We start from the raw sequence: 24,534 nt of genomic DNA, 5'->3' as shown, positions 1-24,534 counted from the left end.
ACGCGCGCCGCCTCCCTTTGCGTCAGGATGCCCTATGAGCGATTCGTCCAGTTCTACCTCGAAACTGCGCAGCCGCGCCTGGTTCGATAATCCCGAAAATATCGACATGACCGCGCTCTATCTGGAGCGTTATCTGAACTTCGGCCTCAGCCTCGACGAATTGCGCAGCGGCAAGCCCATCATCGGCATCGCCCAGACCGGCAGCGACCTGTCGCCTTGCAACCGCCATCATCTGGTGCTGGCCGAGCGGATGCGCGACGGTATCCGCGAAATGGGCGGCATCGCCCTGGAATTCCCGGTCCATCCGATCCAGGAAACCGGCAAGCGCCCAACCGCCGGCCTTGACCGCAACCTCGCCTATCTCGGCCTGGTGGAAGCGATATACGGCTATCCCCTCGACGGCGTGATCCTGACAACCGGCTGTGACAAGACCACGCCGGCGCTGCTGATGGCCGCCGCCACCGTCAATATTCCGGCCATCGCCCTGTCGGTCGGCCCGATGCTGAACGGCTGGTTCAAGGGCGAGCGCACTGGCTCGGGCACCATCGTCTGGCATGCCCGCCAGTTGCTGGCCGCCGGCAAGATCGACGATGAAGGCTTCATCAAGCTCGTCGCCTCCTCCGCGCCGTCGACAGGATATTGCAACACCATGGGCACGGCCAGCACCATGAACAGCCTGGCCGAAGCGCTGGGCATGATGCTGCCGGGCTCCGCCGCGATCCCCGCGCCCTATCGCGACCGGCAGGAAGCGGCCTACCTGACCGGCAAGCGGATCGTGGAGATGGTGCATGAGGATTTGAAGCCTTCCGACATCATGACCGTGGACGCGTTTCACAACGCCATCGCGGTCAACAGCGCCATCGGCGGATCGACCAACGCTCCCATCCACCTGACCGCGATCGCCCGCCATATGGGCGTCGATGTGCCGCTCAAGGACTGGGAGACTGTGGGTCACAAGATTCCGCTGCTCGTCAATCTGCAACCTGCGGGCGAGTATCTGGCGGAGGATTATTATCGCGCCGGCGGCGTGCCTGCGGTTGTCAGCCAACTGATCGAACAGGGCCTGATCCGCGAAGGCGCGATGACCGTCAACGGCAAGACCATGGGCGAGAATTGCCGCGGCGTCGCGATCGAGGACGAGAAGGTCATCCGTCCGTTCGTCCAGCCGCTGAAGGAGGAAGCCGGCTTCCTGGTACTGTCGGGCAACCTGTTCGACGCGGCGGTCATGAAGACCAGCGTCATCAGCGAGGAATTTCGCGACCGTTACCTGTCCAACCCGAACGACCCGGATGCGTTCGAAGGCCCCGCGATCGTGTTCGACGGGCCGGAGGATTATCATCACCGCATCGATGATCCGGCGACCGGCATCACGCCCGACACGTTGCTGTTCATGCGCGGCGCCGGCCCTGTCGGCTATCCCGGCGCGGCCGAGGTCGTGAACATGCGGCCGCCCGCCTATCTGATCACCGAAGGCGTGTCCGCCCTGCCCTGCATCGGCGACGGCCGCCAGTCGGGCACGAGCGGCAGCCCGTCCATCCTCAACGCGTCGCCCGAAGCTGCGGCGATGGGCGGCCTCGCCCTGCTGAAGGATGGCGACCGGGTACGCATGGACCTGAAGGCCGGAACAGTGAACGTCCTTATTTCGAACGAGGAACTGGAAGCACGCCGTGCAGCTCTGGTGGCTGAGGGCGGGTTCAAATATCCTGCTTCGCAGACCCCGTGGCAGGAAATCCAGCGCTCGGTCGTGGGCCAGCTCAACACCGGCGCGATTCTGGAGGGTGCGGAGAAATATCAGCGTATCGCGCAGACCAAGGGCCTGCCCCGCGACAATCATTGATAGCGCTCCCATTATAACGTTGAAAGCGACGGGGCGACGGACCATCTGACGGTAGCCCCCTCCTTCCACCCTCTTCAAGCCGGCCGGCCGCTCAGCGTTCTGCCGGCACATGACAAGCCCTCTGTCCCCCAAGGAGATAGCCATGTTCAACGGAGCCATGCTGATCGGCGCGAGCGAGCGCACCGGCGGCGAACCATTTTACGCCATCAACCCCGCGACGGGCGAGAAGGGCACGGTTGCCTTCTCCAGCGCCATGGAGTCCGAGGTCGATGAAGCTGCAGCGCTGGCCGAAGCCGCGTTCGAGAGCTTCTCCACCCTGTCGCCTGACGCGCGCGCGACGTTCCTGGAAACGGTCGCCGACAACATCATGGGTATCGGCGATCTGCTGATCGAAACAGCGATGGCGGAAACCGGTCTTCCCCGCGCCCGTCTGGAAGGCGAGCGTGGCCGTACCGTGGGGCAGCTACGCCTGTTCGCCTCCTATGTGCGGCTCGGTGACTGGCTCGACGCGACCATCGATCGTGCGATTCCCGATCGTGCACCCCTGCCACGGGCGGACCTGCGCCGCGTCAACCATTCGGTAGGGCCCGTGGCCGTGTTCGGCGCGTCCAACTTCCCGCTGGCCTTCTCGGTTGCGGGTGGCGACACCGCCGCTGCCTTTGCCGCCGGTTCGCCGGTGATCGTCAAGGGCCATGGCGCGCATCCCGGTACCGGCGAACTGGTCGCCCGCGCCATCCAGGCAGCGGTGAAGAGCAGCGGCCTGCATGAAGGCGTATTTTCGTACCTGCCGGGCGCGAACCGTGCGCTGGGCGGCGCGCTGGTCGCGGATCCGCGCGTCAAGGCGGTGGGTTTCACCGGGTCGCGCGGCGGCGGCACGGCGCTGATGCAGATCGCGGCGTCGCGCCCCGAACCGATCCCCGTCTATGCCGAAATGTCCTCGATCAACCCGGTGGTTCTGTTGCCGGGCGCGCTCGCAGATCGCGCCGAAGCCCTTGGCACCGCTTTCGTCGGATCGCTGACAATGGGTTCGGGCCAGTTCTGCACCAATCCCGGCCTGGTCATCGCGCTGGACGGCCCGGACCTCGACAGGTTCGTCGCGTCGGCGGCACAGGCGCTTTCCGGCGCGGCGCCGCAGGTCATGCTGACGCCGGGCATCCACGAAGCCTATGAAAAGGGTGTCGCCGCCCTGGTGGGCGCGGACGGCGTCACCACCGTCGCGCGCGGCACGGAGCCGGAAGGCGTGAACCGCGGACAGCCTGCCTTCTTCGCGACCGACAGCGCGACCTTCCAGTCGAACCCGGTGCTGGCAGAGGAAGTGTTCGGTTCGTCGTCCGTGCTTATCCGCTGCTCCAGCATCGAGGAAGTGATCGCGACCATTGCAGGTCTGGAAGGCCAGCTGACCGCCACGCTCCAGCTTGGCACCGGTGACGAGGAGAATGCCGCAAAGCTGCTGCCGACCCTGTCGCGCAAGGTTGGCCGCATCCTGACCAACGGCTGGCCGACCGGCGTGGAAGTCACCCACGCGATGGTGCATGGCGGCCCCTTCCCCTCCACCGCCGATGGCCGATCGACCTCGGTCGGCACACTGGCGATGATGCGCTTCCTGCGCCCCGTCTGCTATCAGGACGTGCCCGACGCGTTGCTGCCGCCGGCGCTGCAGGAAGCGAACCCGTGGGGCCTGACGCGCCGGATCGAAGGCAAGCTGAGCATCGCGGCATGACGATCCGGGCAGGTCTCGTCGGCCTCGGCAAGATCGCGCGCGACCAGCATCTGCCCGCGATCGAAAAGACCGCTGGCATCGAACTGGTCGCCGTCGCCAGCCGCAACGCGCAAGGAGAAGGGGTGAATAACTATCCCGACCTCGACGCGATGCTCGCTGGCGAAGGCGATCTCGATGCCATCATCCTCTGCCAGCCGCCGCAAGTCCGTTATGCGGCGGCACGGCAGGCATTGCTGGCGGGAAAGCACGTCTTTCTTGAAAAGCCGCCCGGCGCGACCGTATCGGAAGTGGATGCGCTGGTGACGCTGGCGGGGACGCAGGGCGTGACGCTCTACGCCAGCTGGCACAGCCGTTACGCCGCCGCCGTCGCCCAGGCAAAGGCCTGGATCGCCGAGCGCACCATCCGAAACATCGATATCCAGTGGCGGGAGGATGTGCGCCATTGGCACCCCGGCCAACCCTGGATCTGGGAACCGGGCGGTTTCGGCGTGTTCGACCCTGGCATCAACGCCCTGTCGATCCTGACCGAGATCGTGCCCGAACCCGTCACCCTGCTCTCCGCCGAGTTGGAGGTGCCGGAAAACAAGCAGGCACCAATCGGCGCGGCGCTCCGCATGGCGACGGCGTCGGGCGCGGCCATCGACGCTGTGTTCGACTGGCGGCAGACCGGTCCGCAGACATGGGATATCGCGGTGGAGACGGATCGGGGCAGCCTGCTCCTGTCGGAGGGCGGCAATACGCTGCGGCTGGATGGCGACATGCAGATGAAGGCGCCGGACGAGGAATATCCCGCCATGTATCGCCGTTTCGTCGATCTGGTGGCCAACGGGGCGACCGATGTCGATCTGGCGCCCTTGCGGTTAGTGGCGGATGCCTTTCTTTGCGGCCGTCATTGTCCTACCGCATTGTTTGAGGACTAATCAGAAGGGGAAAAGGCATGGGGAGCGCGCACAGGGACGGACCGTTCGGATCGGACGAAAGCGCGCTCCGCATCCACCAGGCGATCGCGCGCGATCTGGGCACCGCCATTTTGACCGGACGGCACAAACCCGGCGACCTGTTCGAAGGCGAGATCGAGGCATCGGAGCGGTTGCACGTATCTCGCACCGCATACCGCGAGGCGGTCCGCATCCTGATCGCCAAGGGGATGCTGGAAAGCCGGCCCAAGGCCGGGACAAGGGTGCTGCCGCGCAATCGATGGAATGTGCTGGACCCCGAAATGCTGGCCTGGATGTTCGCCGGTGAACCCGACGCAGCTTTCATCCGCGACCTGTTCGAACTGCGCGGCGTGATCGAACCGGCGGCTGCCGAATTCGCGGCCCGGCGGCGCAGCGACGATCAGGTGGCGATCATGGAGACAGCGCTGGCCGACATGGCGCGCCATGGCCTGTCCACGCCAGAAGGTCGCGCGGCGGATCAACGCTTTCACCACGCCATATTGGCGGCCACCCGCAACGACGCGCTCGCCGCGCTGGCGAGTTCGGTGGGGGCGGCGGTGAGCTGGACCACCACCTTCAAGCATCGCAAGCAGATGATGCCGCGCGATCCCCTGCCGGACCATCGCGCCGTGTTCCAGGCGATCGCGGCGCGGGACACGGCAGCGGCACGCAACGCCATGGTTGAGCTTCTGCGGCTGGCGCTTGGGGACATGGACCCCGCGATCACCGAGCCGGGGTGATCGCCGCCGGTGACGCACCGCCCCGGCAATGACGAGTCATCCTAACCCAGGATGAAATCGACGCCCGCCCTGGCATGGATATGGGTGCAATCGTAGATCGGCAGGACGTTGGCCTTCACGTCCACGATCAGTTCCAGCTCGGTGCAGGCCAGCACCGCCGCCTGCACATCCTGCTTGGCGATGTCGGTCAGTTCCGACTTCATGAAGCGTTCGGACTGCTTGGTGACCTTGCCCACGGTCAGTTCGTCATAGACGATCCGGTCGATCCGCTCCGCCAGTTCCATGTCGGCGGGCAATAGCGACACACCGTGGCTCACCAGGCGCTGGCGGTAGAATTTTTCCGTCATGACGTTGCGGGTGCCGATCAGCGCCGCTTTCTCGACGCCATCCGCCTTCAGCCTGCCGCCCACGACATCTGCGATATGGATGATGGGGATATCGACCTGCGCCTGCACCTGATCATAGACGCGGTGCATGCTGTTGGCGCAGATCAGCAGGCTTTGCGCGCCAGCCTGTTGCAGCCGCCCGGCAGATGCGATCAGCTGGCCGGCGGCACAATCCCAATCCTCCTGCGTGGCGCAGCGCGCAACCTCGGCGAAGTCCAGGCTCTCGATCAGAAGCGGCGCGCTGTGCTGGCCGCCCAGCGCCCGATGCACGGCCTGATTGATGATCTCATAATAGCGGGCGGTGGACGTCCAGCTGAGACCGCCGATGAGGCCAAGTTTGCGCATGATGTTCCCTGATGAATAATCCGTTCGGGTCGAGCGAAGTCGAGAACCGGCACGCGGCGCGGCGTATCTCGACTTCCCCCGACCCGAACGGCGTAGGGTATCAGCAGCCGATGAGGCAAGTGCTAGAGCATGATCCGTTCATACTGAATCGCATCATGCTCCAGTTATCTTTTGTTTTCCGCATTTTCCCAGGCAGCGGACGATGCCGTCCGCTTCGAAAATGCTCTAGTGGGCAAGCCCCTTGACGATTTCCTCGACCATCTTCTTGGCGTCGGCCAGCAACATCATGGTGTTGTCCATGTAGAAGACTTCGTTGTCGACGCCGGCATAGCCAGCGCCGCCCATGGAGCGCTTCACGAAGAGCACCGATTTCGCGTTGGCGACGTCCAGGATCGGCATGCCGTAGATGGGTGACGTCTTGTCGGTCTTGGCCGCCGGGTTGGTGACGTCGTTCGCGCCGATGACGAAGGCGACGTCCGCTTGGCCGAACTCGCCGTTGATGTCCTCCAGCTCGAACACCTCGTCATAGGGGACGTTGGCTTCGGCCAGCAGCACGTTCATATGGCCAGGCATACGCCCAGCGACCGGGTGGATCGCATATTTGACGCTGACGCCTTCCTTCTTGAGCAGGTCGCCCATTTCGCGCAGTGCATGCTGCGCCTGGCTCACCGCCATGCCATAGCCCGGCACGATGATGACGCTGTCGGCCTGTTTCATCAGGAACGCCGCGTCCTCCGCGCTGCCGCGCTTGTAGGGACGGTCGACCGCCGCTGCGCCGGACGCGCCGCCGCCGGTCTCCGCGCCGAAGCCGCCGGCGATGACGCTGATGAAGCTGCGGTTCATCGCCTTGCACATGATGTAGCTCAGGATCGCGCCGGACGAGCCCACGAGCGCGCCGGTGATGATCATCGCGCTGTTGCCCAGCGTGAAGCCCATGGCGGCGGCGGCCCAGCCCGAATAGCTGTTCAGCATCGATACGACGACCGGCATGTCCGCGCCGCCGATCGGGATGATGAGCAGGAAGCCGATCACGAAGCTGAGCGCCGTGACGGTCCAGAAGATCCACGGGCTCTGGTCGGTCACGAAATAGGCGATGAGGCCCAGGATCGCGGCGAGCGTACCCAGATTGATGAGGTGGCGACCGGGCAGCATGATGGGCTTGCCCGACATGTTGCCGTTCAACTTAAGGAAGGCGATGACCGATCCCGAAAAGGTGATCGCGCCGATGGCGACGCCCAGCCCCATCTCGATCCGGCTCGCATTGTGGATCTCGTCCGTCAGCGGATCGAGAATGCCGAACGCGCCGGGATTGAGATAGGCGGCGGCGCCCACCAGCACGGCGGCGAGACCGACGAGGCTGTGGAAGGCCGCCACCAGTTGCGGCATGGCCGTCATGGCGATGCGGCGGGCGATGATGAAGCCGATACCACCGCCAACGACGATCGCGCCGATGATTTCGGGCAGGCTGACCACGTCATGGGTGTAGAGCGTGGTGACGACGGCGATGGCCATGCCGACCATGCCCATGCGGTTGCCCCGTCGGCTGGTCGCCGGACTGGACAGGCCGCGCAGGGCGAGGATGAAGAGGACGCCCGCTACCAGATAGGCGAGCGCGATGAAGGGCGAGACGGGCGCGAGTTCGTGCATCACTTGCGCTCCTTCTTCTTGTACATGGCGAGCATGCGTTCGGTGACGGCGAAGCCGCCGAAAATGTTGACACTGGCGAACACCACGGCCAGCAGGCCGAGATATTTCGCCGCCGCGCTACCGGCTTCGGCCGACGCGACCAGCGCGCCGACGATGATGACGGACGAAATGGCGTTGGTGACCGCCATCAGCGGCGTGTGGAGCGCCGGGGTCACCGACCACACCACATAATAGCCGACGAAACATGCCAGCACGAAAATCGACAGGATGGAGATGAAGTCCATCGTTCCTACTCCCTGTTCGTCCCGGCGTGTCCGCACGGGACGGTTCCGCGCGCCCCCGCCCCCTTGGCAGGCGCGCGCCCCTTCATTAAGGCTGGCTCAACCCAGCAGCCGTTCGTTGACCCGGTGGCCCACGATCTTGACGCCGTGGCGCTCGACGACTTCGCCCGCCACCGCGCCCTCGACGTTGCCGCCCTGCTCGACCGCCAGGTCGACAATGACGCTGCCAGGCTTCATCGTCGCGATCTGCGCGTCGGTGATGAGGCGCGGCGCGGGCCGCCCCGGAATGAGCGCCGTGGTGATGACGATGTCCTGCTTGGCGATGTGGGCCGAGACGAGTTCGGCCTGCGCGGCCTTATATTCGTCCGACATCTCCGTGGCGTAGCCGCCCGACCCCTCACCTTCGATCCCTGCGACCTTCTCAACGAAGATCGCCTTGGCGCCAAGCGATTCGATCTGTTCCTTCGTGGCCGAGCGGACGTCGGTCGCGCTGACCTGCGCGCCAAGGCGACGCGCGGTGGCGATCGCCTGAAGCCCAGCAACGCCCACGCCCATGATGAACGCCTTTGCGGCCGAAACCGTGCCCGCCGCCGTCATCATCATCGGAAAGGCCCGACCATATTCGGCAGCCGCGTCCAGCACCGCCTTGTAGCCCGAGAGATTCGATTGCGAGGAAAGGATGTCCATCGACTGCGCGCGGGTGATACGCGGCATGAATTCCATCGCCAGCGCTTCATGGCCCGCAGCCGCGTAGGCATCGACGCGCGCGCGGTCCCCGAACGGATTGAGCCCTGCCACGATCCAAACGCCCGGTTTCGCACCGGCAAGGCTGTCTGGCGAAGGCCCCTGAACGCCCAATATGATGTCGGCTCCGGCAATCGTTGCCGCCCGGTCCGCCACCGTCGCGCCAGCATTGGCATAATCGGCATCAGCGATCGACGCCGTCAGCCCGGCCCCGGCCTCGACCGCCATTTCAGCGCCGAGTGCCTTGAATTTCTTTACCGTTTCCGGCGTGGCAGCGACTCGCTTTTCGCCTGACGCCTGCTCTTTCACCACCGCTATTTTCATGTTCGTTTATCCCCTCCCCATTTTTGCAAGCGGGTCAGCTTGAGATCAACAGCACCACAATGGCGGCCACGATAACGCTGGCGATCGTGCCCCATTTCACCAATCCGACGAAGCCAGTGTAAGTCTCGTTGGCGCTTTTCATGTCGTTAGAAGCCATATCCCTTCCCCTGACGTTGCTTTTGCCCACTCCCCTTATAGTCAACGGGCACGCCTCTCAACCCGCCGCGGCACAAGAAAATCTTTCGCGGTTAAGCCGGCTTTTACCTGCCAACGCTACGGTCGGCCGCCTGGTATTTTGAAGGGGTGGCAATGACGCGCGACGGCGTACCGATGCTGATGCTGATCGACGACGAGCCGGCGCAGCGCAGGCTAGTGTCGGCGCTGGCCTCACGCGCGGGGTGGCGCACCATTTTCGCAGGCGATGGCGAAAGCGCGATCGCAACGCTCGGCACCCAGGACGGGATGCAGCTCGATGCGGTCCTGCTGGACCAGTATAGCCCCGATTACGAACCTGCAGGATTGATCCGCGACATCCGCGCGCGGCGGCCTGCGCTGCCTATCCTGGTGCTGACCGCGCACAACAACGTCGCCGTCGCGGTCGAAGCCATGCGCGCGGGAGCGACGGACTATCTGTCGAAGCCGATCGCGCCGGAGCGGTTGCTGGCCGCGCTCAACGCCACGCGAGCCGAGGGCGCGCATGCCGGCGAGCTGCGCCCGCTGACGGAAAAGATCACTGCCCCCCTTTCCTTCGAGGACGTGGTCGGCTCAGCCCCGCAATTCCGCGCGGCACTCGCCATCGCTGCCAAGGCCGCGCGGGCGCGGGTGCCGGTGCTGATCGAGGGGGAGAGCGGCGTTGGCAAGGATGTCATCGCACGCGCCATCCATGCCGCCTCGCCCCGTCATCGCCATGCGATGGTGACGGTCAATTGCGGCGCGATCCCCGCCAACCTGGTGGAATCGGAGCTGTTCGGCCATGAACGCGGCGCCTTCACCGGCGCGTTCGACCGGCATGTGGGCAAGTTCGCCAGCGCGGACCTGGGCACCATATTCCTGGATGAAGTGAGCGAGATGCCGCTCGACGCGCAGGTCAAGCTGTTGCGGGTGCTGCAGGACGGAGAAGTGCAGCCCATCGGCGCTCGGCGGCCGATCCATGTCGATGTGCGCGTGATCGCCGCGACCAACAAGCGGCTGCTGGAAGAGATTGAAGCCGGACGGTTCCGCGAGGATCTTTATTACCGGCTGAACGTCGTGCAGCTGACCGTGCCGCCGCTGCGCGAGCGAATGGGCGACATACCCGCCCTCTGCCGACACCTGCTCACCCGCATCGCCGCCCAGCCGGGCATGCGCGGCCTGGGCCTGACCGACGACGCGCTCGCACTGCTGATGCAGCATGGCTGGCCCGGCAATGTGCGCCAGTTGCAGAATGCCCTCTTCCGCGCCGCCGTATTGTGCGAGGGCGACGCGCTCACGCCGCAGGATTTTCCGCAGATCGCCCAGCAAATCCGCACGCAATCGACGGGCGACGTCCATATGCTGCGTCCGCGCACCACGCCGCTGCCGCATCGCGACGGGGCTGGCATCACCCTGTTCGAAGGCGACGGGCATGTGCGGCAACTGGCCGACATCGAAGCCGACGTCATCCGCCTGGCCATAGGCCATTATCGCGGCCGCATGACGGAGGTTGCGCGGCGATTGGGGATCGGCCGCTCGACGCTCTACCGCAAGCTGGCCGAACTCGGCATCGACAGCGCCGCCTGAACCGGTAGCCGCACGATCCGGCTCTTCGCTCCGCAGGGGCGTTGAATTCATGCGCCGGCTATGCTTTGGAACGGTCATGAAGACTGCCGCCTCCGCCGCCGCCTGCCTTTCCATCCTGCTGCTTGCTGCCTGTGGCCGCACCGAACCGGTGGGCGACGCGCCCAGCCAGGAGCAACTGGCCGCCGCCGCCAACGCCGCGGCTGCCAACGCGCTGGAAAGCCAGCAAGCAATGAGCGAGGCCGAGAACCGCAACTATGTGAATGTCGAGCGCGGATTTTCCATCACCTTCCCGGAAGGCTGGACGATCGACAAGGGCGCGAGCACGCCGGACGGCGTGGTGTATGAAGATCCCGGGGCGGGCGCGGACGTGCGCGTCTTCTGGGACAGGAACGACAAGGATCAGACGCTGCGGCAGATCGTCGAAACGATCAGCAACGGGGCGGAAGGCGTGGACGGCGACTTTGTCGGCGAGAATGAATATCGCGGCACCGCCAATGACGGCGAAGGCAATAATGTCGCGGTTCGGCTGGTCCGCCGTGCGGACGGATCGGTCGTCAGCGCGACCTTCGTCTATCCCGAAATGCTGAGCGAGCAATATCAGGGCATGGCGGAAACGGTGTTGTCGAGCTTGCGCGTCCTGGCTCCGAAGGGCGAGGCGGAGGCAGGCGCGGCACCCGCCCCGGCCGCCAATGCGACATCATCGACGCCGGCGGCGAAATAGGATTTCGCCCGCTTAACTTCGCATATTTCCCGCAGAAATTGACATAAAGTTGCGTCGGCCTGTTCCTATCCGATGGGACACGGCCATTGTATCGATCGCCCCCAGGGTAGGACATGGTTTCGGCCCAACGCAAGAAGGGGCCGGCCTTTCGGCCCGCCCCTTCATTTTTGGTGACGCCAAGCGGCTTAGTAAACGCGCGCCTTGGGCTTGATATATTCCGCCTCGTCCGTGAGCGTGTAGTCGTGGACCGGGCGGTAATCGAGGCTCACCTTGCCGCCCGAACCGCCCCAGCCGTCGAACCAGCTGACGGTGTGCTTCATCCAGTTTTCGTCGTCGCGGTTCGGGAAGTCCTCGTGCGCATGGGCGCCGCGGCTTTCCTTGCGGTTTTCCGCGCTGACCATGGTGCAGACCGCCTGGGACATGAGGTTGTCCAGTTCCAGCGTTTCGATGAGATCGGTGTTCCAGATCAGCGAGCGGTCGGTAACGGCAACGTCCTCCAGCCGCTTGTTGACCTGCTCCATCTTGGTGACGCCCTCGGCCAGCAATGCGCTGTCGCGGAACACAGCGGCATGCTTCTGCATGGTGTGCTGCATTTCGAGGCGAATCGCCGCCGTGGGCGAACCGCCCTTAGCGTTGCGATATTTATCGAGGCGGCTGAGCGCCAGATCGGCCGAATCCTGAGGCAGCGGCTTGTGCGCGGCGTTGGGCTTCAACGTCTCCTTGAGGTGAAGGCCGGTCGCGCGGCCGAACACGACGAGGTCGATGAGGCTGTTGGAACCCAGGCGGTTCGCGCCATGGACCGACACGCACGCCGCTTCGCCCACGGCATAGAGACCGGGCACCACGACTTCCGGATCGTCGCCGACCTTCGTCACCACCTGCCCGTGATAGTTACAGGGGATGCCGCCCATATTATAGTGGACGGTGGGCGTCACCGGCAGCGGCTGGCGGGTCAAATCGACGCCCGCGAAAATCTTGCCGCTTTCGGTGATGCCGGGCAGGCGTTCGGCCAGCACCTTGGGATCGATATGGTCGAGGTGCAGGAAGATATGGTCCTTGTTGGGACCAACGCCGCGTCCTTCGCGCATTTCCATCGCCATCGACCGCGACACCACGTCGCGCGAGGCCAGATCCTTGGCGGACGGGGCATAGCGCTCCATGAAGCGTTCGCCTTCGGAATTGGTGAGGTAGCCGCCCTCGCCGCGCGCGCCTTCGGTAATGAGCACGCCCGCGCCGTAGATGCCGGTGGGGTGGAACTGCACGAATTCCAGATCCTGGAGCGGTAGCCCCGCGCGCAGCACCATGCCGCCGCCGTCGCCGGTGCAGCTATGGGCCGAGGTGGCGGAGAAATAGGCGCGGCCATAGCCGCCCGTCGCCAGCACGACCGCATGGCTGCGGAAGCGGTGGATCGAGCCATCCTCCATGCAGATGGCGATGACGCCGCGGCACTCGCCATTTTCCATGATGAGGTCGATGGCGAAATATTCGATGTAGAAGTCCGCGTCATATTTCAGCGACTGCTGATAGAGCGCGTGGAGCATCGCGTGGCCGGTGCGGTCGGCAGCGGCGCAGGTGCGCTGCACCGGCGGACCGGCGCCCATATTCTGCATATGGCCGCCGAAGGGACGCTGGTAGATCGTCCCATTCTCGTTACGGCTGAACGGCACGCCGGCATGTTCCAGCTCGATGACGGCGGCGGGCGCTTCGCGCACCATATATTCAATCGCGTCCTGATCGCCCAGCCAGTCCGACCCCTTGACGGTGTCGTACATGTGCCAGGTCCAGTGATCGGGCGAATTGTTGCCGAGCGAAGCGGCGATGCCGCCCTGCGCCGCGACGGTATGGCTGCGCGTCGGGAACAGCTTGGTAATGCAGGCGGTCTTGAGGCCCGCTTCGGCGCTACCCATGGTGGCGCGCAGGCCCGATCCGCCCGCGCCCACGACCACGGTGTCATATGTGTGGTCGATGATCTTGTAGGCGTCGCTCATTATTTGACGATCCCCGTGAAGGCGATCTTGGCGATCGCGAAGATGCCGGCGGCGGCGCCGCCAATGGCGTAGAAATTCAGCAGCAGGATGCAGAAGAAATTGAGGCCCTTGTCGTGGACATAGTCCTCCAGCATCACCTGCATCCCCAGGCGCAGGTGATAGAAGATGCTGACCAGCATCAGCATCAGCGGCACCGCGACCAGCGGGTTGGAAATCCAGCTGACGACGCTTTCATAGTCCAGGCCCGGCAGGGTCGCGAGGCTGATGAGCAGCCACAGGACAAGCAACAGGTTGCCGACGGCCGTATAGCGCTGCGCCAGCCAGTGATGCGCGCCATGCCTGGCGGAGCCGAGGCCGCGAACGCGGCCGATACCAGTACCCGTGCCCATCAGAGCGCCTTTCCGAAGATGAAGAGCCAGAAGAGGATCGTCAGCAGCGCCGATATGACGAAGGTCGCCAGCGCCCATGTCTTGTTGGTGCGCAGTTCATAGCCCGCGCCCATATCCAGGACGAAGTGACGCAGACCCGACACCATATGCTGGAAGAAGAACCAACTGAGGCCGATCATCACCAGATAGCCGATGGGCGAGGTCGCGCATTTGACGAAGGTCGCATAGGCTTCCGGCCCCATCGCCGCCGCCATCAGCCACCACACGAGGCCCAGCGCCCCGACCGTCGCCAGCCCGTTGCCGGTAACGCGGTGCATGATGGACACCGCCATGTGCGGGCCCCATTTCCAGATGGTCAAATGCGGCGAGAGCGGCCGGCTGGTGGAACGCGCCATATCTACCCTTGTCCCTGATGCTTTTTCCTCGAGTCCCGTCCCCTTAGGAGCGAAGCGGCTGGAGGGCAAGCTGTCGAAAAGCCGACTCGGCAGCACATCCGCCCAAGCGCGAAAAGGTTGCAGGCATAAGAAGTGATTAACCAAGGGGCGTTAAGAGTCGGGTGCAAACAGATCATCTCGTCAACGGGGACCGTTTTCCATGCCGTCCAATATCCTTTCTGCCGCCACTGCATCCAGCCTGCTGGCCGGTGTCGACCCGGATGGTGCGCTGGCACGCGCCGCGCGCGAGATCGGCGAGATGATCGGCGACGATCTGGACAGCGTCGGGACGACCTTCTTCGACATGTATATGCGCGAAACCGGTCTGAAGGATCGGATGGGCGCCGCTGTCCTGGCCCGCATCGAATCGGAAGCGCGCAATTATGCGCATGACAAGCTGTTGCGCTTCGAGACCGCACGTTGGGCCGCCTCGGCGGCGGATTGCGTGCGGCACGCGCGCAAGCATGGCGTGGCGGCCGGATCGGTGTTGACCGCTGTCGCCGCCGCGAACGAACATATCGCCGACCTGATCTGGGAACGGTGCGCCGACGAAACGCAACGCAGGACGCTTTCGCGCGCGATGCTGCAGATCGCGATGATCGATTCGGGCCTGATGAGCAATGTGATGGCCAACGACCAGGCCGAAGCCGACCGGCTGGAGCGCCAGCGTTATGGCACGCTGTTCGAACAGCGGATCGTGGGCGAGATCGACGGCGCGTCGAAGCTGGGCGAATCGCTGCGCGAACAGGCGAAGGACGCGTCGGCCGCGACGCGCGGCATGCTGGGCAAGGCGTCGGAAGTCGCTGCCGCCGCCGAGCAGTCCGCCATCGCCATGCGCGAGGCGGCGCGCACCTCCGCCGGCCTGATCCGCGCGATCGAGGACGCGCGGGGCGAAGTCGAAAGCGCCGCCGAAGTGGCGCAGCGCGCCTCCACCCAGTCGGGCGAGGCGGTGACCATGTCGGCCACCCTGTCGGAACATGCCAAGTCGATCGAATCGATCCTGGGCCTGATCCGCGACATTGCAGGGCAGACCAATTTGCTGGCGCTCAACGCCACGATCGAGGCGGCGCGCGCGGGCGATGCCGGCCGCGGCTTCGCCGTCGTCGCGCAGGAGGTGAAGAGCCTCGCCAACCAGACCGCGCGGGCAACCGACGAGATCGCGGGCAAGATCGCCGACATCCAGGCGTCGACGCGTCTGTCGGTGGAGAATAACGAACGCATCCGCGACACGGTGGGCGAAGTGAAGGCCAGCGCCGAGCGCATCCGCCACGCCATGGACGCGCAGGCGCAGACCGTGACCATGATCACCGCCGCGGTTGACGAAACCGCGCTGGCGGCCGATTCGATGTCGACCACCATCTCCGCCATCCGGCAGGATACCGAAGTCGTCGCGTCCGAGATCGACCAGCTCGAACGCGGCTTCGTCAGCGTCGAAGGCAAGCTCACCAGCCTGCGCAACGCATCGTCGGACTTCGGCCGGCAGGTCGCTTAAGCGAGCGGCATAGGGCTGTCGCCCGCTTCCCCTTGCCGTCGTCCTGCTCTAAAGGCGGCGGGATGACGGACGCCACCGCGCCAGCTGCACAGAGCTGGAAAGTCACCCTGCCCTGCACCCGCGCCGAAGCCGAGGCGATCGACGGGGACATCGCCGCCTTCGCGGTCATGGACAGCCCGCCCGTGCTGATGACCAGCGAGGCGGATGAGGATCAGGGGCTCTGGCGGCTGGACGCCTATTTCGAGGGGCGACCCAGCCCGGCCGCGATCAAGCTGCTCAAGACGCTGGTTCCAAGCGCCGCCGGGACCAAGCCGCTGGTCGAGGCGTTGCCCGACGAGGATTGGGTGACGATGAGCCAGCAAGGACTGGCACCGGTGACTGCCGGTCGCTTCCACGTCCGCAACATCGCCACCGATCCCGAACTGCCGGGCCATGTGAACCTGTTGATCGAAGCAGGGCGCGCGTTCGGCACAGGGCAGCATGAGACGACGGCGGGATGCCTGGCCATGCTGGACCGGATGCGGCGCGTGGGCATGCATTTCCGCAACATCGCGGACATCGGCACCGGCACCGGACTGCTCGCTTTCGCCGCGCTCAACCTGTGGCCGCGCGCGCGCGCCATCGCGTCGGACATCGATCCGGTGGCGGTGGAGATCAGCGCCGACAATGCGCGTGCCAACGGTATCATGCTGGGCGACGGGCTTGGGCGGCTGGCGCTCGTCGCGGCCGCAGGCGGCAACCACCCCGCGCTGGCGGGGCGCGCGCCTTACGACCTGCTGATCGCCAACATCCTAGCCGGGCCGCTGATCGAATTGGCGCCCTCGCTCTGTGCCTTGATCGAGGATGGCGGAACGATCGTGCTGGCGGGCCTGCTCGATACGCAGGCCGATGCGGTGATCGCCGCGTATCGCGCACAGGGCATGCGGCTGGCCGAGCGCGCCGACCGGGGCGACTGGCCGACGCTGCGCCTGCGCAAGCGGCCGAGCATCGGGTGGAAGCGCCCGCGCCGCGTCAATCCTGCCGCACGCGGCGAAGCGCCGGGATTTGGCAGCATATAGAGACAGCGAAGGAGACAGGTGATGGCCATCGTCAGGCAGGTGATCGTCCACACGCAGGATGGCGCGCCGTTCGAGAGCATGATCGTCGCGGAAGAGGCCGGCGGCGAAAGGCCCGGCATCCTGCTCTTCCCCAATGTGCTGGGGACGAAGGAAGCCGATTTCGCCTATGCCGAACGGGTGGCGGCGCTTGGCCATGCCGTGCTGGTCGCCGATGTCTTCGGGCAGGGCAAGCGCACCAGCCGGAGCGATCCCGACATGGGCCGATATATGGGCGAACTCAACGCCGATCGGGCAATGATGCGGGACAGGGTCCATGCGGCGCATGCGACGCTGAAAGCGCTGCCGCAGGTCGATGCCGGACAAACGGCGGCGATCGGCTTTTGCTTCGGCGGCAAGTGCGTACTGGACCTCGCACGCAGCGGCGCGGACATTGCGGGCGGCGTGAGCTTCCACGGCGTCTATGACGCGCCGCCCTTCCCCAATGCCCGGATCGCGGCGAAGCTGCTGATCTGCCACGGCTGGGACGATCCGATCGCGCCGCCCGACGCGACGGTCGCGCTGGCGAGGGAGTTGACGGACGCAGGATGCGACTGGCAGATTCACGCCTATGGCCATGCCGGCCATGCCTTCACCGATCACGCGATCAACATGCCGGACAAGGGCTTGGCCTACAATGAAGACGCAGACCGGCGCAGCTTCCGCGCGATGACGAATTTCCTCGAAGAACTGTTCGGCTGAGGCTCAGCGCGTCGGGATGCGGCGCGCGCTCGCCAGATGGTGGGCGTGCGTGATGGCGACCGCGAGCGCATCCGCCGCGTCAGGCCCGGCGATCTTCGCGCCCGGCAACAGGCGCTGCACCATGGCGTGAACCTGCTCCTTCGACGCGTTGCCGACGCCCACCACCGATTTCTTGACGAGCCGGGCGGCATATTCGCCCACCTCCATGCCCGAGCGTGACGCAGCGAGCAGCACCACGCCGCGCGCCTGCCCCAGCTTGAGCGTGGATTGCGGGTTCACGTTGACGAACACCTCTTCGACCGCCGCGCCATCGGGCCGATGTTCCAGGATCAGGTCGGTGAGCGCCAAATCAATGGCCAGCAGCCGCGTGGCCAGCGCCATGTCCGCATCGGTCTTGATCTGACCATTGCCGATATGCGTCAGCCGGTTGCCGTCCGCGGCAATGATGCCCCAGCCAGTGGTGCCAAGGCCAGGATCGAGACCGAGGAGGATCATGATCTTCCAATAATTTGTCCCTCCCCAGTAAGGGGGGATGTATTAGATCAACCCAGCTTCTCCATGACCGCGTCGGAGACTTCATAATTGCCCCAGACGGTCTGGACGTCGTCATCATCCTCCAGCACGTCGACCAGCTTCAGGAGCGTCGCTGCATTGCTTTCATCGACTTCGACCGTGGTGGTGGGCTTCCACGCCAGCTTTGCGCTGTCAGCTGCGCCGAGCTTGGCTTCCAGCGCCTTGGCGACTTCGTGGAGCGCGTCCATCGCGGTCCAGATCTCATGCTCATCCTCATTCGAGGACACATCGTCCGCGCCCGCTTCCAGCGCCGCTTCGAACACCGCATCGGCCTCGCCCGCGCTCGCCGGATAGGTGATGAGGCCCAGGCGCTCGAAACCATGGCTCACCGCGCCCGAGGCACCCAGATTGCCGCCATTCTTGGAGAAAGCGGTGCGGACGTTGGTCGCGGTGCGGTTGCGGTTGTCGGTGAGCGCTTCGACAATGATGGCGACGCCGCCGGGGCCATAGCCCTCATAGCGGACTTCCTCGTAATTCTCCATGTCGCCGCCCGACGCCTTGTCGATCGCGCGCTGGATGTTGTCCTTGGGCATGGACTGGGCCTTGGCGGCGTTGACCGCAAGGCGCAGGCGCGGGTTCATGTCCGGGTCGGGCATGCCCATCTTGGCCGCCACGGTGATTTCGCGGCTGAGCTTGGAGAACATCGAGGAGCGCTTTTTGTCCTGCGCGCCCTTGCGATGCATGATGTTCTTGAATTTGGAATGGCCTGCCATGGTCCTGAAATCTTGTCTGCCGGTTGAAAGGGATGGGCGCCCTTACACCAGCGGCCGCCCCAAGGGCAACCGCCAGAGCGAGGGCGCTCACAGCAGTCGTTGCCACCAGCCTACGTCGCGCCAGCCGTCCAGTTTCCAGCCCACTTCGCGATAGATGCCGACCGGCGTGAAACCCATGGCTTCGTGCAGCGCGATGCTGGCGGCATTAGGCAGGGCGATCCCTGCGAAGGCGGCATGGCAGCCGCGCGCCTTCAGCATCGGCAGCAAGGCGGCGTAGAGCGCCACCCCCACGCCGCGCCGGGCAAAGGCGGGATCGACATAGATGGCGACATCGGCCGAGGTCGCATAGGCAGCGCGGGCGCGATGCGGGCTGCCATAGGCATAGCCGACAATGGCGCCGTCCGGCTCCAGCGCCACCAGCCAGCCATGCGATGCGCCATGGTCGGCGATCCGCCGCGCCATTTCCGCCGGATCGGGCGGATCGGTTTCGAAACTGACCCAACTGTCGGTGACGAAGGGCGCGTAGATCGCCGCGCAGGCCGCGGCATCCGCCGCGTCCGCCCGGCGGACGGTCAGCATCAATAAAGGATCGCGGTGCCCGATGCCGACACCATCAGCATCGAACCGTTGGACCCGATCACCTCATAATCGAGATCGACGCCGACGACGGCGTTCGCGCCCATGGTGGCGGCGCGCATGCGCATTTCGCCGATCGCCTGTTCGCGGGCGCGCTGAAGCACGTCCTCATAAGCGCCCGAACGGCCGCCCACAATGTCCCGCACGCTGGCGAACAGGTCACGGAACAGGTTTGCGCCCACGATCACCTCTCCGGTGACGATGCCGAGATATTCCTTCGCAGGCCGCCCTTCCAGGCGGCTGGTGGTGCTCACGATAATCTCGGACATGGGCGTTCTCCCTTCAAACGGTTGGTGTGCGGCCTTATTCCATGCCCAGTGCGGCAAGGTAGGTCTGGAGGATGGCCTCCATCTCCTGCCGGTCGTGGGGCTGCATCTTCCGCAAACGGACGATCTGGCGCATGATCTTACCATCATATCCGTTGGCTTTCGCCTCCAGATAGACATCCTTGATGTCGTCGCCGATGCCCTTCTTCTCTTCCTCCAGGCGCTCGATGCGCTCGATGAAAAGTCGTAGCTGGTCGGCGGCGACGTTGCCCTCGCTCATTCGTGAATCTCCGTGTCAGTGTGAATCGGGTTGGCGGACGCCTCTAATGATTGTCGGCGTTCTTCGCCACACTCTCCTTCATCCGGGCGATCTGTTCGGGCGTCGCTTCGCCCTGATGCCGCGCCTTCCAGTCGGCGAAGGGCATGCCGTGGACGATCTCGCGCGCTTCGTCCCGTGTCAGATGGCTGTCCGCCTCCGCGATCCAATCGGCCAGGCAATTGCGGCAAAAGCCGGCTGTTCCCATGAGATCGATATTCTGGACGTCGGTCCGGTGCTGCAAATGCGCCACCAGACGGCGGAAGGCGGTTGCAGCGACCGCATCTGTGAGTATGGTGTCGGCCATCGGCGATCCTTTTCGCTGATCTACATCATCCTGTCGTGCAGTACGGATAACCCATAACGACGCACTGGCAAGGCCGTGAGGCCAGCCAGGGACGATCAAGACGGTCAGGAGAAACCATGACGAAGTTACCGCCCCGCACGCGCAAGGTCCGCATCCTTGCGACCCTTGGCCCTGCGAGCGACAGCGCGGAGATGATCCGGGCGCTGTTCGTGGCCGGTGCCGATGCCTTCCGCATCAATATGAGCCACGGCGCGCATGAGGACCATGCCAAGCGCATCGCCACCATCCGCGCGCTGGAAAAGGAATTCGCGCGGCCGACCACCATATTGGGCGACCTGCAAGGCCCCAAGCTGCGCGTGGGCACATTCGAGAAAGGGCTGGCGATCCTGGAAACGGGCGCGGCCTTCGTGCTGGACCGGGACGAGACGCCCGGCGACGCGCGACGCGTGAACCTGCCCCACCCCGAAATCTACGCCGCCTTGGTGCCCGAGACTCGCCTGCTGCTGGACGATGGCAAGCTGGTGTTGCGGGTGAAGGCGGTCGCGGACGACCGGATCGACACCATCGTCGAGGTCGGCGGCGCGCTGTCCAACCGCAAGGGCGTCAACGTTCCGGACGTGGTGGTCCCCGTCCCGGCACTGACCGACAAGGACCGGCGCGACTTGAGCTTCGCCATGCAGCAGGGCTGCGATTGGATCGCCCTGAGCTTCGTGCAGCGACCGGAGGATTTGGCCGAGGCGCGCAAGCTGATGGGTGGATATGGGGCGCTGATGGCCAAGATCGAGAAGCCGTCAGCCGTGCAGCGGCTGGAAGAGATCGTGGAGCTGGCGGACGGCGTCATGGTGGCGCGCGGCGACCTGGGCGTGGAATTGCCGCCCCAGGCGGTGCCGCCGCTTCAGAAGCAGATCGTGGCGACCGCGCGCAAGCTGGGCCGCCCGGTCGTGGTCGCAACGCAGATGCTCGAATCGATGATCAAGTCGCCCTCCCCGACGCGGGCCGAGGTTTCGGACGTGGCGACGGCCGTTTATGATGGCGCGGACGCGATCATGCTGTCGGCCGAGACGGCGGCGGGCGACTGGCCGGTCGAGGCGGTCGCGATGATGGAGTGGAGCGCGATCCGGGCTATTTCGGCCGGCTTCATTATACCGAGACGCTGCCCGACCCGACCACGGCCGATGCCTTGGCCGAAGCAGCGGGCAGCATCGTGTCGGTCGTGGGCGCCAGCGCGATCACCTGCTTCACCTCTTCGGGCAGCACGGTGCGCCGCGTTGCGCGCGAGCGGCCATCCGCACCCATATTGGCGCTGACGCCGCGGGCCGACACGGCGCGCAAGCTGGGTCTGACCTGGGGCGTCCATGCGGTGCAGACCAAGGACATCGGCAATTTCGAGGAAATGATCGGCAAGGCGCGGCGCATGGCGCTTCGCCACCATATGGCGGACAAGGGCGGAAAGATCGTCGTGCTGGCGGGCGTGCCGTTCGGGACGCCGGGTTCGACCAACGTGCTTCACGTCGCGGCGATTCGCGGCGACGAACTGAAGGGCCGGGACGAGAAGCCGACCTTTTGACAATCGCTGGGAATTCCCGTCCGTTCGCCCTGCCTGGGGACTGAGCGAAGTCGAAGGGCGGTATCGAAGGGCTATCTCCGCAAAGCCCTTCGATACCGCCCTTCGACCGGCTCGGCGGCTAATCAGGACGAACGGGATGCCTCTTTGCACCGATGAACCGCAACGCGAAAAGCGCCCGATCATCGACCGGGCGCTTCTTGCTTGCAGACCGGGCCGCCGCCTGGCGGCGGCGGCGCTTATCAGCCCTGGCGGGCCTTGAAGCGGCGGTTGGTCTTGTTGATGACGTAGGTGCGGCCGCGGCGACGGATCACGCGGTTGTCCCGGTGGCGGCCCTTGAGCGACTTGAGCGAGTTGCGGATCTTCATGGCTATCGGCCTTCGATGATTCTGATGTGACTGAAAACTGGAAGCGCTGCCCCTATGGGCGCGACCGGCCAAAGTCAAGGGTGACCGCCGGTCTTTTCCCGCCGTTCATCGCGTGTGCAGCAAGTTCGTGGCTTCACGCGTTGGATGGAATATCCGTTGCCGCGCCGTGTATGCGGTACATGCCCGTTGGAGTTGTCGCCATGACCAAGCCTGTCCTGCTCTCCGCCCTGCTCGCCCTGCCGCTCGCCGCCTGCACGACGACCGCTCCGGTCGAGGTCACGCGCTTCCACGTCGCCGATCCGGCGCGGACCGGCACGGTCGCGATCGAGGAAATGCCGGGCAATCCGGATGTCAGCCTGGAGTTTCGCACCTATGCGGGGATCGTGTCGCAGGAGCTGCAACGGGTCGGCTTCACCCCCGCCCCGGCGGGCGCGTCGAGCGACTATGTGGCGCTGGTCAGCCTGGACCGCAGCTTCCGCCCAAGCGGCATCGACAATGGTAGCGACCGACCGGTCAGCGTGGGCGTGGGCGGCGGCTTCGGCAGCGGCGGAGGACGCCGCGGCGGCAGCTTCGGCGGGCTTGGCGTCGGTGTCGGCATCAACCTGTCGGGCAAGCCGAAGGACATCGTGACGACGCAGATGCATGTGCAGTTGCGCCGCCGGTCCGATTCGGCAGCGGTGTGGGAAGGACGCGCTTCGACGCAAGCGAAGCAGGGCAGTCCGGCTGCGCAGCCGGTCGCCGCCGCGCAGAAACTGGCCACCGCGCTGATCGGGGGCTATCCGGGCGAATCGGGGCGCACTATAACGGTCAAATGACCATCAGCATTTCCAGCGGCTTCGACAGCGGCAATATTCGCGTTCTTTCCGTCACCGACAGCGCACACGGCGTCCGCGCCGACCTGGAGATCGTGACCGATCACCAGAGCGACTTCTATCAGTGGTTCCATTTCCGGCTGGCCAATGCGGCAGGCCGCGAGGTCGAATTGCGCATCGTCAATTGCGGGAGTTCCGCCTATCCGGACGGGTGGAAGGGATATTCGGCGCGCGTCAGCGAGGATCGGGAAAACTGGTTCCTGGCCGACACCGACTATGCCGATGGCGTGCTCACCATCCGCCTGATGCCGGACAGCAATGCGGTGTGGATCGCCTATTTCGCGCCCTATTCGATGGAGCGGCATCATGACCTGATCGCCTGGGCGGCGAGCCAACCCGGCGTCGAGCACCGCGAACTGGGCCTGACGCTGGACGGGCAGCCGCTGGACCTCCTGACCATTGGCGATGGTCCGAAGAAGATTTGGCTCTATGCCCGCCAGCATCCGGGCGAGACGATGGCGGAATGGTGGATGGAAGGCGCGCTGGAACGGCTGTGCGACGAAGAGGACGCCGTCGCCCGGTTGCTGCGCCGGGAAGCGACCATTTACGTGGTGCCCAACATGAATCCGGATGGCAGCCGGCGCGGCCACCTGCGCACCAACGCGGCGGGCGTGAACCTCAACCGCGAATGGCACGAGCCGACGATGGAGCGCAGCCCGGAAGTAAAGCTGGTGCGCGACGCCATGGACGCGAGCGGCGTCGATTTCGCCATGGACGTGCATGGCGACGAAGCGATCCCCGCCGTATTCCTGGCGGGGTTCGAGGGCATTCCGTCCCTGACCGAGAAGCAGAGCCGACTATACACCCATTATCGCGACACGCTGGCAAAGCGCACGCCCGACTTCCAGACGCGGCTGGGCTATGCCGTGGCGGGTGCGGGCAAGGCCAACTTGTCCATGTCGACCAATCAGGTGGCGGAACGGTTCGGCGCGGTCGCAATGACGCTGGAAATGCCATTCAAGGACAATGACGACCTGCCCGACGCGGATTATGGCTGGTCCCCCGCCCGCTCCATCCAGCTCGCCAAGGATTGCCTGGCGGTGCTGGCGGAGATGATCGCGGAGGTCTGAACCTGACCCGTGTGGCGCCTGCGAAGATTTACTTCCAATCGAAGGGCAGAGGCGCTTCCTTGAAGGCGAAGCGGTCGAGATGGTCCGCCACAACCTGCTTGAAACGGTCCACATCCACGTCGGCATTCGGCTCCAGCGTCACGACCAGCGCGTCCGCCTGCGCCTCCATGCGGAGCGCGCCCATCGGGAAGGCGATCGCGCTCTTGTGCGCGTCGAAATTGACGTCGAACTTGTGGCTCCAATGCTTGGACAGTTGCTGCAGATAGCGGCTGGCATGTTCGGTGGGTACGGTAGCTGTAACGGTCATCG

At 65.2% G+C, this 24,534-nt stretch carries 26 protein-coding genes and 2 pseudogenes; 12 read left to right on the top strand and 16 right to left on the bottom strand.

Annotation, left to right across the window (positions count from 1 at the left end; genetic code table 11):
* Positions 1-34: 34 nt before the first annotated feature.
* The 4 genes from AX724_RS03210 (at position 35) to AX724_RS03195 (ending at position 5,235) form a co-directional block, all read left to right on the top strand.
* Positions 35-1,837 (top strand): IlvD/Edd family dehydratase, encoded by a 1,803-nt coding sequence (locus AX724_RS03210; protein WP_066763481.1) that lies wholly within the window; start codon positions 35-37, stop codon positions 1,835-1,837.
* A gap of 142 nt (positions 1,838-1,979) precedes the next feature.
* Positions 1,980-3,557: an aldehyde dehydrogenase (NADP(+)) gene (locus AX724_RS03205; RefSeq protein ID WP_066763479.1), complete on the top strand. Its 1,578-nt coding sequence runs from the start codon at positions 1,980-1,982 to the stop codon at positions 3,555-3,557.
* The gene (locus AX724_RS03200; RefSeq protein WP_066763477.1) at positions 3,554-4,477 is read left to right on the top strand and encodes a Gfo/Idh/MocA family protein; all 924 of its coding nucleotides are present in this window, start codon (positions 3,554-3,556) and stop codon (positions 4,475-4,477) included. The genes AX724_RS03205 and AX724_RS03200 overlap by 4 nt, the downstream gene beginning before the upstream one ends.
* A gap of 17 nt (positions 4,478-4,494) precedes the next feature.
* Positions 4,495-5,235: a FadR/GntR family transcriptional regulator gene (locus AX724_RS03195; protein ID WP_066763475.1), complete on the top strand. Its 741-nt coding sequence runs from the start codon at positions 4,495-4,497 to the stop codon at positions 5,233-5,235.
* Positions 5,236-5,276: 41 nt separating this feature from the next.
* Here the strand turns inward: AX724_RS03195 and AX724_RS03190 are convergent, their stop codons facing one another.
* The 5 genes and pseudogenes from AX724_RS03190 to AX724_RS03170 form a co-directional block, all read right to left on the bottom strand.
* A complete protein-coding gene (locus tag AX724_RS03190) occupies positions 5,277-5,966 on the bottom strand; it encodes an aspartate/glutamate racemase family protein (RefSeq protein WP_066763473.1) in 690 nt (229 codons plus the stop codon).
* A gap of 225 nt (positions 5,967-6,191) precedes the next feature.
* Positions 6,192-7,613, bottom strand: coding sequence for an NAD(P)(+) transhydrogenase (Re/Si-specific) subunit beta (locus AX724_RS03185; protein WP_066763470.1), 1,422 nt, complete (start codon positions 7,611-7,613; stop codon positions 6,192-6,194).
* Positions 7,613-7,897, bottom strand: a complete 285-nt coding sequence (locus tag AX724_RS03180) for an NAD(P) transhydrogenase subunit alpha (protein WP_009823552.1) — start codon at positions 7,895-7,897, stop codon at positions 7,613-7,615. The genes AX724_RS03185 and AX724_RS03180 overlap by 1 nt, the downstream gene beginning before the upstream one ends.
* A 120-nt stretch (positions 7,898-8,017) precedes the next feature.
* Positions 8,018-8,962, bottom strand: a pseudogene (locus AX724_RS03175) (NAD(P) transhydrogenase subunit alpha); the annotation flags it as partial.
* A gap of 34 nt (positions 8,963-8,996) precedes the next feature.
* Entirely contained in the window at positions 8,997-9,119 is a 123-nt protein-coding gene (locus AX724_RS03170; RefSeq protein WP_066763465.1) for an aa3-type cytochrome c oxidase subunit IV, read from the bottom strand.
* A gap of 152 nt (positions 9,120-9,271) precedes the next feature.
* Between AX724_RS03170 and AX724_RS03165 the strand changes: the two genes are divergently transcribed.
* Both AX724_RS03165 and AX724_RS03160 read left to right on the top strand, forming a co-directional pair.
* Positions 9,272-10,720, top strand: coding sequence for a sigma-54-dependent transcriptional regulator (locus AX724_RS03165; RefSeq protein WP_066763463.1), 1,449 nt, complete (start codon positions 9,272-9,274; stop codon positions 10,718-10,720).
* A 76-nt stretch (positions 10,721-10,796) separates the two neighbouring features.
* Positions 10,797-11,441, top strand: coding sequence for a hypothetical protein (locus AX724_RS03160; RefSeq protein WP_066763461.1), 645 nt, complete (start codon positions 10,797-10,799; stop codon positions 11,439-11,441).
* Between the two features lie 185 nt (positions 11,442-11,626).
* Here the strand turns inward: AX724_RS03160 and sdhA are convergent, their stop codons facing one another.
* The 3 genes from sdhA to sdhC are packed head-to-tail and all read right to left on the bottom strand — an operon-like array spanning position 11,627 to position 14,213.
* The gene (sdhA, locus tag AX724_RS03155; RefSeq protein WP_066763459.1) at positions 11,627-13,429 is read right to left on the bottom strand and encodes a succinate dehydrogenase flavoprotein subunit; all 1,803 of its coding nucleotides are present in this window, start codon (positions 13,427-13,429) and stop codon (positions 11,627-11,629) included.
* On the bottom strand, positions 13,429-13,818 hold the full coding sequence (gene sdhD, locus AX724_RS03150) for a succinate dehydrogenase, hydrophobic membrane anchor protein (RefSeq protein ID WP_066763458.1): 390 nt from the start codon (positions 13,816-13,818) through the stop codon (positions 13,429-13,431). The genes sdhA and sdhD overlap by 1 nt, the downstream gene beginning before the upstream one ends.
* The gene (gene sdhC / locus AX724_RS03145; RefSeq protein ID WP_066763457.1) at positions 13,818-14,213 is read right to left on the bottom strand and encodes a succinate dehydrogenase, cytochrome b556 subunit; all 396 of its coding nucleotides are present in this window, start codon (positions 14,211-14,213) and stop codon (positions 13,818-13,820) included. Before sdhC ends, sdhD begins: the two co-directional genes overlap by 1 nt.
* A 199-nt stretch (positions 14,214-14,412) precedes the next feature.
* Here sdhC and AX724_RS03140 point away from each other — a divergent pair, with 199 nt between their 5' ends.
* From AX724_RS03140 to AX724_RS03130, 3 genes are all read left to right on the top strand, one after another.
* Positions 14,413-15,744 carry a methyl-accepting chemotaxis protein gene (locus AX724_RS03140; RefSeq protein WP_197421458.1) on the top strand — a complete coding sequence of 444 codons (1,332 nt, stop codon included), beginning with the start codon at positions 14,413-14,415 and terminating at the stop codon, positions 15,742-15,744.
* A 62-nt stretch (positions 15,745-15,806) separates the two neighbouring features.
* Positions 15,807-16,802, top strand: coding sequence for a 50S ribosomal protein L11 methyltransferase (locus AX724_RS03135; protein ID WP_066763454.1), 996 nt, complete (start codon positions 15,807-15,809; stop codon positions 16,800-16,802).
* 21 nt (positions 16,803-16,823) lie between these two features.
* A complete protein-coding gene (locus tag AX724_RS03130) occupies positions 16,824-17,540 on the top strand; it encodes a dienelactone hydrolase family protein (protein WP_066763452.1) in 717 nt (238 codons plus the stop codon).
* 3 nt (positions 17,541-17,543) lie between these two features.
* Here the strand turns inward: AX724_RS03130 and ruvC are convergent, their stop codons facing one another.
* The 6 genes from ruvC to AX724_RS03100 form a co-directional block, all read right to left on the bottom strand.
* Entirely contained in the window at positions 17,544-18,035 is a 492-nt protein-coding gene (ruvC, locus tag AX724_RS03125) for a crossover junction endodeoxyribonuclease RuvC (RefSeq protein WP_066763451.1), read from the bottom strand.
* Between the two features lie 47 nt (positions 18,036-18,082).
* Positions 18,083-18,826: a YebC/PmpR family DNA-binding transcriptional regulator gene (locus tag AX724_RS03120; protein WP_066763450.1), complete on the bottom strand. Its 744-nt coding sequence runs from the start codon at positions 18,824-18,826 to the stop codon at positions 18,083-18,085.
* An 87-nt stretch (positions 18,827-18,913) separates the two neighbouring features.
* Positions 18,914-19,405 (bottom strand): arsinothricin resistance N-acetyltransferase ArsN1 family B, encoded by a 492-nt coding sequence (locus tag AX724_RS03115; RefSeq protein WP_066763449.1) that lies wholly within the window; start codon positions 19,403-19,405, stop codon positions 18,914-18,916.
* On the bottom strand, positions 19,405-19,731 hold the full coding sequence (locus tag AX724_RS03110) for a heavy metal-binding domain-containing protein (protein ID WP_197421457.1): 327 nt from the start codon (positions 19,729-19,731) through the stop codon (positions 19,405-19,407). The genes AX724_RS03115 and AX724_RS03110 overlap by 1 nt, the downstream gene beginning before the upstream one ends.
* Positions 19,732-19,765: 34 nt before the next feature.
* Positions 19,766-20,008, bottom strand: coding sequence for a DUF2312 domain-containing protein (locus AX724_RS03105; RefSeq protein ID WP_009822273.1), 243 nt, complete (start codon positions 20,006-20,008; stop codon positions 19,766-19,768).
* 43 nt (positions 20,009-20,051) lie between these two features.
* Positions 20,052-20,351 (bottom strand): DUF1244 domain-containing protein, encoded by a 300-nt coding sequence (locus tag AX724_RS03100; RefSeq protein ID WP_066763448.1) that lies wholly within the window; start codon positions 20,349-20,351, stop codon positions 20,052-20,054.
* 116 nt (positions 20,352-20,467) lie between these two features.
* Between AX724_RS03100 and pyk the strand changes: the two are divergent.
* Positions 20,468-21,918 (top strand): annotated as a pseudogene (pyk, locus tag AX724_RS03095) (pyruvate kinase).
* 239 nt (positions 21,919-22,157) lie between these two features.
* Here pyk and ykgO read toward each other — a convergent pair.
* Complete coding sequence (ykgO, locus tag AX724_RS03090; RefSeq protein ID WP_004210176.1) at positions 22,158-22,283, bottom strand: type B 50S ribosomal protein L36; 126 nt, start codon at positions 22,281-22,283, stop codon at positions 22,158-22,160.
* Between the two features lie 200 nt (positions 22,284-22,483).
* Between ykgO and AX724_RS03085 the strand changes: the two genes are divergently transcribed.
* Positions 22,484-23,098, top strand: coding sequence for a hypothetical protein (locus AX724_RS03085; RefSeq protein ID WP_066763524.1), 615 nt, complete (start codon positions 22,484-22,486; stop codon positions 23,096-23,098).
* A complete protein-coding gene (locus AX724_RS03080) occupies positions 23,095-24,225 on the top strand; it encodes a M14 family metallopeptidase (RefSeq protein ID WP_066763447.1) in 1,131 nt (376 codons plus the stop codon). Before AX724_RS03085 ends, AX724_RS03080 begins: the two co-directional genes overlap by 4 nt.
* 28 nt (positions 24,226-24,253) lie before the next feature.
* Here the strand turns inward: AX724_RS03080 and AX724_RS03075 are convergent, their stop codons facing one another.
* Positions 24,254-24,532 carry a DUF2218 domain-containing protein gene (locus AX724_RS03075; protein ID WP_066763445.1) on the bottom strand — a complete coding sequence of 93 codons (279 nt, stop codon included), beginning with the start codon at positions 24,530-24,532 and terminating at the stop codon, positions 24,254-24,256.
* Positions 24,533-24,534: the final 2 nt, after the last annotated feature.

Origin of the sequence: Sphingobium sp. CCH11-B1 (assembly GCF_001556865.1) — a bacterium.
Classification (GTDB): domain Bacteria; phylum Pseudomonadota; class Alphaproteobacteria; order Sphingomonadales; family Sphingomonadaceae; genus Sphingobium.
The sequence above is the reverse complement of the archived record's forward strand: the minus strand, read 5'-3'. Positions and strand labels throughout refer to the sequence as shown.

Excerpts from the sequence above, each read along its gene's own strand:
- AX724_RS03180 (WP_009823552.1), bottom strand. The coding sequence starts at position 7,897 with ATGGACTTCATCTCCATCCTGTCGATTTTCGTGCTGGCATGTTTCGTC.
- AX724_RS03200 (WP_066763477.1), top strand. The coding sequence starts at position 3,554 with ATGACGATCCGGGCAGGTCTCGTCGGCCTCGGCAAGATCGCGCGCGAC.
- AX724_RS03160 (WP_066763461.1), top strand. The coding sequence starts at position 10,797 with ATGAAGACTGCCGCCTCCGCCGCCGCCTGCCTTTCCATCCTGCTGCTT.
- AX724_RS03185 (WP_066763470.1), bottom strand. The coding sequence starts at position 7,613 with ATGCACGAACTCGCGCCCGTCTCGCCCTTCATCGCGCTCGCCTATCTG.
- AX724_RS03165 (WP_066763463.1), top strand. The coding sequence starts at position 9,272 with ATGACGCGCGACGGCGTACCGATGCTGATGCTGATCGACGACGAGCCG.
- AX724_RS03080 (WP_066763447.1), top strand. The coding sequence starts at position 23,095 with ATGACCATCAGCATTTCCAGCGGCTTCGACAGCGGCAATATTCGCGTT.
- AX724_RS03085 (WP_066763524.1), top strand. The coding sequence starts at position 22,484 with ATGACCAAGCCTGTCCTGCTCTCCGCCCTGCTCGCCCTGCCGCTCGCC.
- AX724_RS03190 (WP_066763473.1), bottom strand. The coding sequence starts at position 5,966 with ATGCGCAAACTTGGCCTCATCGGCGGTCTCAGCTGGACGTCCACCGCC.
- AX724_RS03210 (WP_066763481.1), top strand. The coding sequence starts at position 35 with ATGAGCGATTCGTCCAGTTCTACCTCGAAACTGCGCAGCCGCGCCTGG.
- sdhA (WP_066763459.1), bottom strand. The coding sequence starts at position 13,429 with ATGAGCGACGCCTACAAGATCATCGACCACACATATGACACCGTGGTC.
- ykgO (WP_004210176.1), bottom strand. The coding sequence starts at position 22,283 with ATGAAGATCCGCAACTCGCTCAAGTCGCTCAAGGGCCGCCACCGGGAC.
- AX724_RS03075 (WP_066763445.1), bottom strand. The coding sequence starts at position 24,532 with ATGACCGTTACAGCTACCGTACCCACCGAACATGCCAGCCGCTATCTG.
- AX724_RS03205 (WP_066763479.1), top strand. The coding sequence starts at position 1,980 with ATGTTCAACGGAGCCATGCTGATCGGCGCGAGCGAGCGCACCGGCGGC.
- sdhD (WP_066763458.1), bottom strand. The coding sequence starts at position 13,818 with ATGGGCACGGGTACTGGTATCGGCCGCGTTCGCGGCCTCGGCTCCGCC.
- AX724_RS03140 (WP_197421458.1), top strand. The coding sequence starts at position 14,413 with ATGCCGTCCAATATCCTTTCTGCCGCCACTGCATCCAGCCTGCTGGCC.
- sdhC (WP_066763457.1), bottom strand. The coding sequence starts at position 14,213 with ATGGCGCGTTCCACCAGCCGGCCGCTCTCGCCGCATTTGACCATCTGG.
- AX724_RS03120 (WP_066763450.1), bottom strand. The coding sequence starts at position 18,826 with ATGGCAGGCCATTCCAAATTCAAGAACATCATGCATCGCAAGGGCGCG.
- AX724_RS03105 (WP_009822273.1), bottom strand. The coding sequence starts at position 20,008 with ATGAGCGAGGGCAACGTCGCCGCCGACCAGCTACGACTTTTCATCGAG.
- AX724_RS03195 (WP_066763475.1), top strand. The coding sequence starts at position 4,495 with ATGGGGAGCGCGCACAGGGACGGACCGTTCGGATCGGACGAAAGCGCG.
- AX724_RS03170 (WP_066763465.1), bottom strand. The coding sequence starts at position 9,119 with ATGGCTTCTAACGACATGAAAAGCGCCAACGAGACTTACACTGGCTTC.
- AX724_RS03115 (WP_066763449.1), bottom strand. The coding sequence starts at position 19,405 with ATGCTGACCGTCCGCCGGGCGGACGCGGCGGATGCCGCGGCCTGCGCG.
- AX724_RS03110 (WP_197421457.1), bottom strand. The coding sequence starts at position 19,731 with ATGTCCGAGATTATCGTGAGCACCACCAGCCGCCTGGAAGGGCGGCCT.
- ruvC (WP_066763451.1), bottom strand. The coding sequence starts at position 18,035 with ATGATCCTCCTCGGTCTCGATCCTGGCCTTGGCACCACTGGCTGGGGC.
- AX724_RS03130 (WP_066763452.1), top strand. The coding sequence starts at position 16,824 with ATGGCCATCGTCAGGCAGGTGATCGTCCACACGCAGGATGGCGCGCCG.
- AX724_RS03100 (WP_066763448.1), bottom strand. The coding sequence starts at position 20,351 with ATGGCCGACACCATACTCACAGATGCGGTCGCTGCAACCGCCTTCCGC.
- AX724_RS03135 (WP_066763454.1), top strand. The coding sequence starts at position 15,807 with ATGACGGACGCCACCGCGCCAGCTGCACAGAGCTGGAAAGTCACCCTG.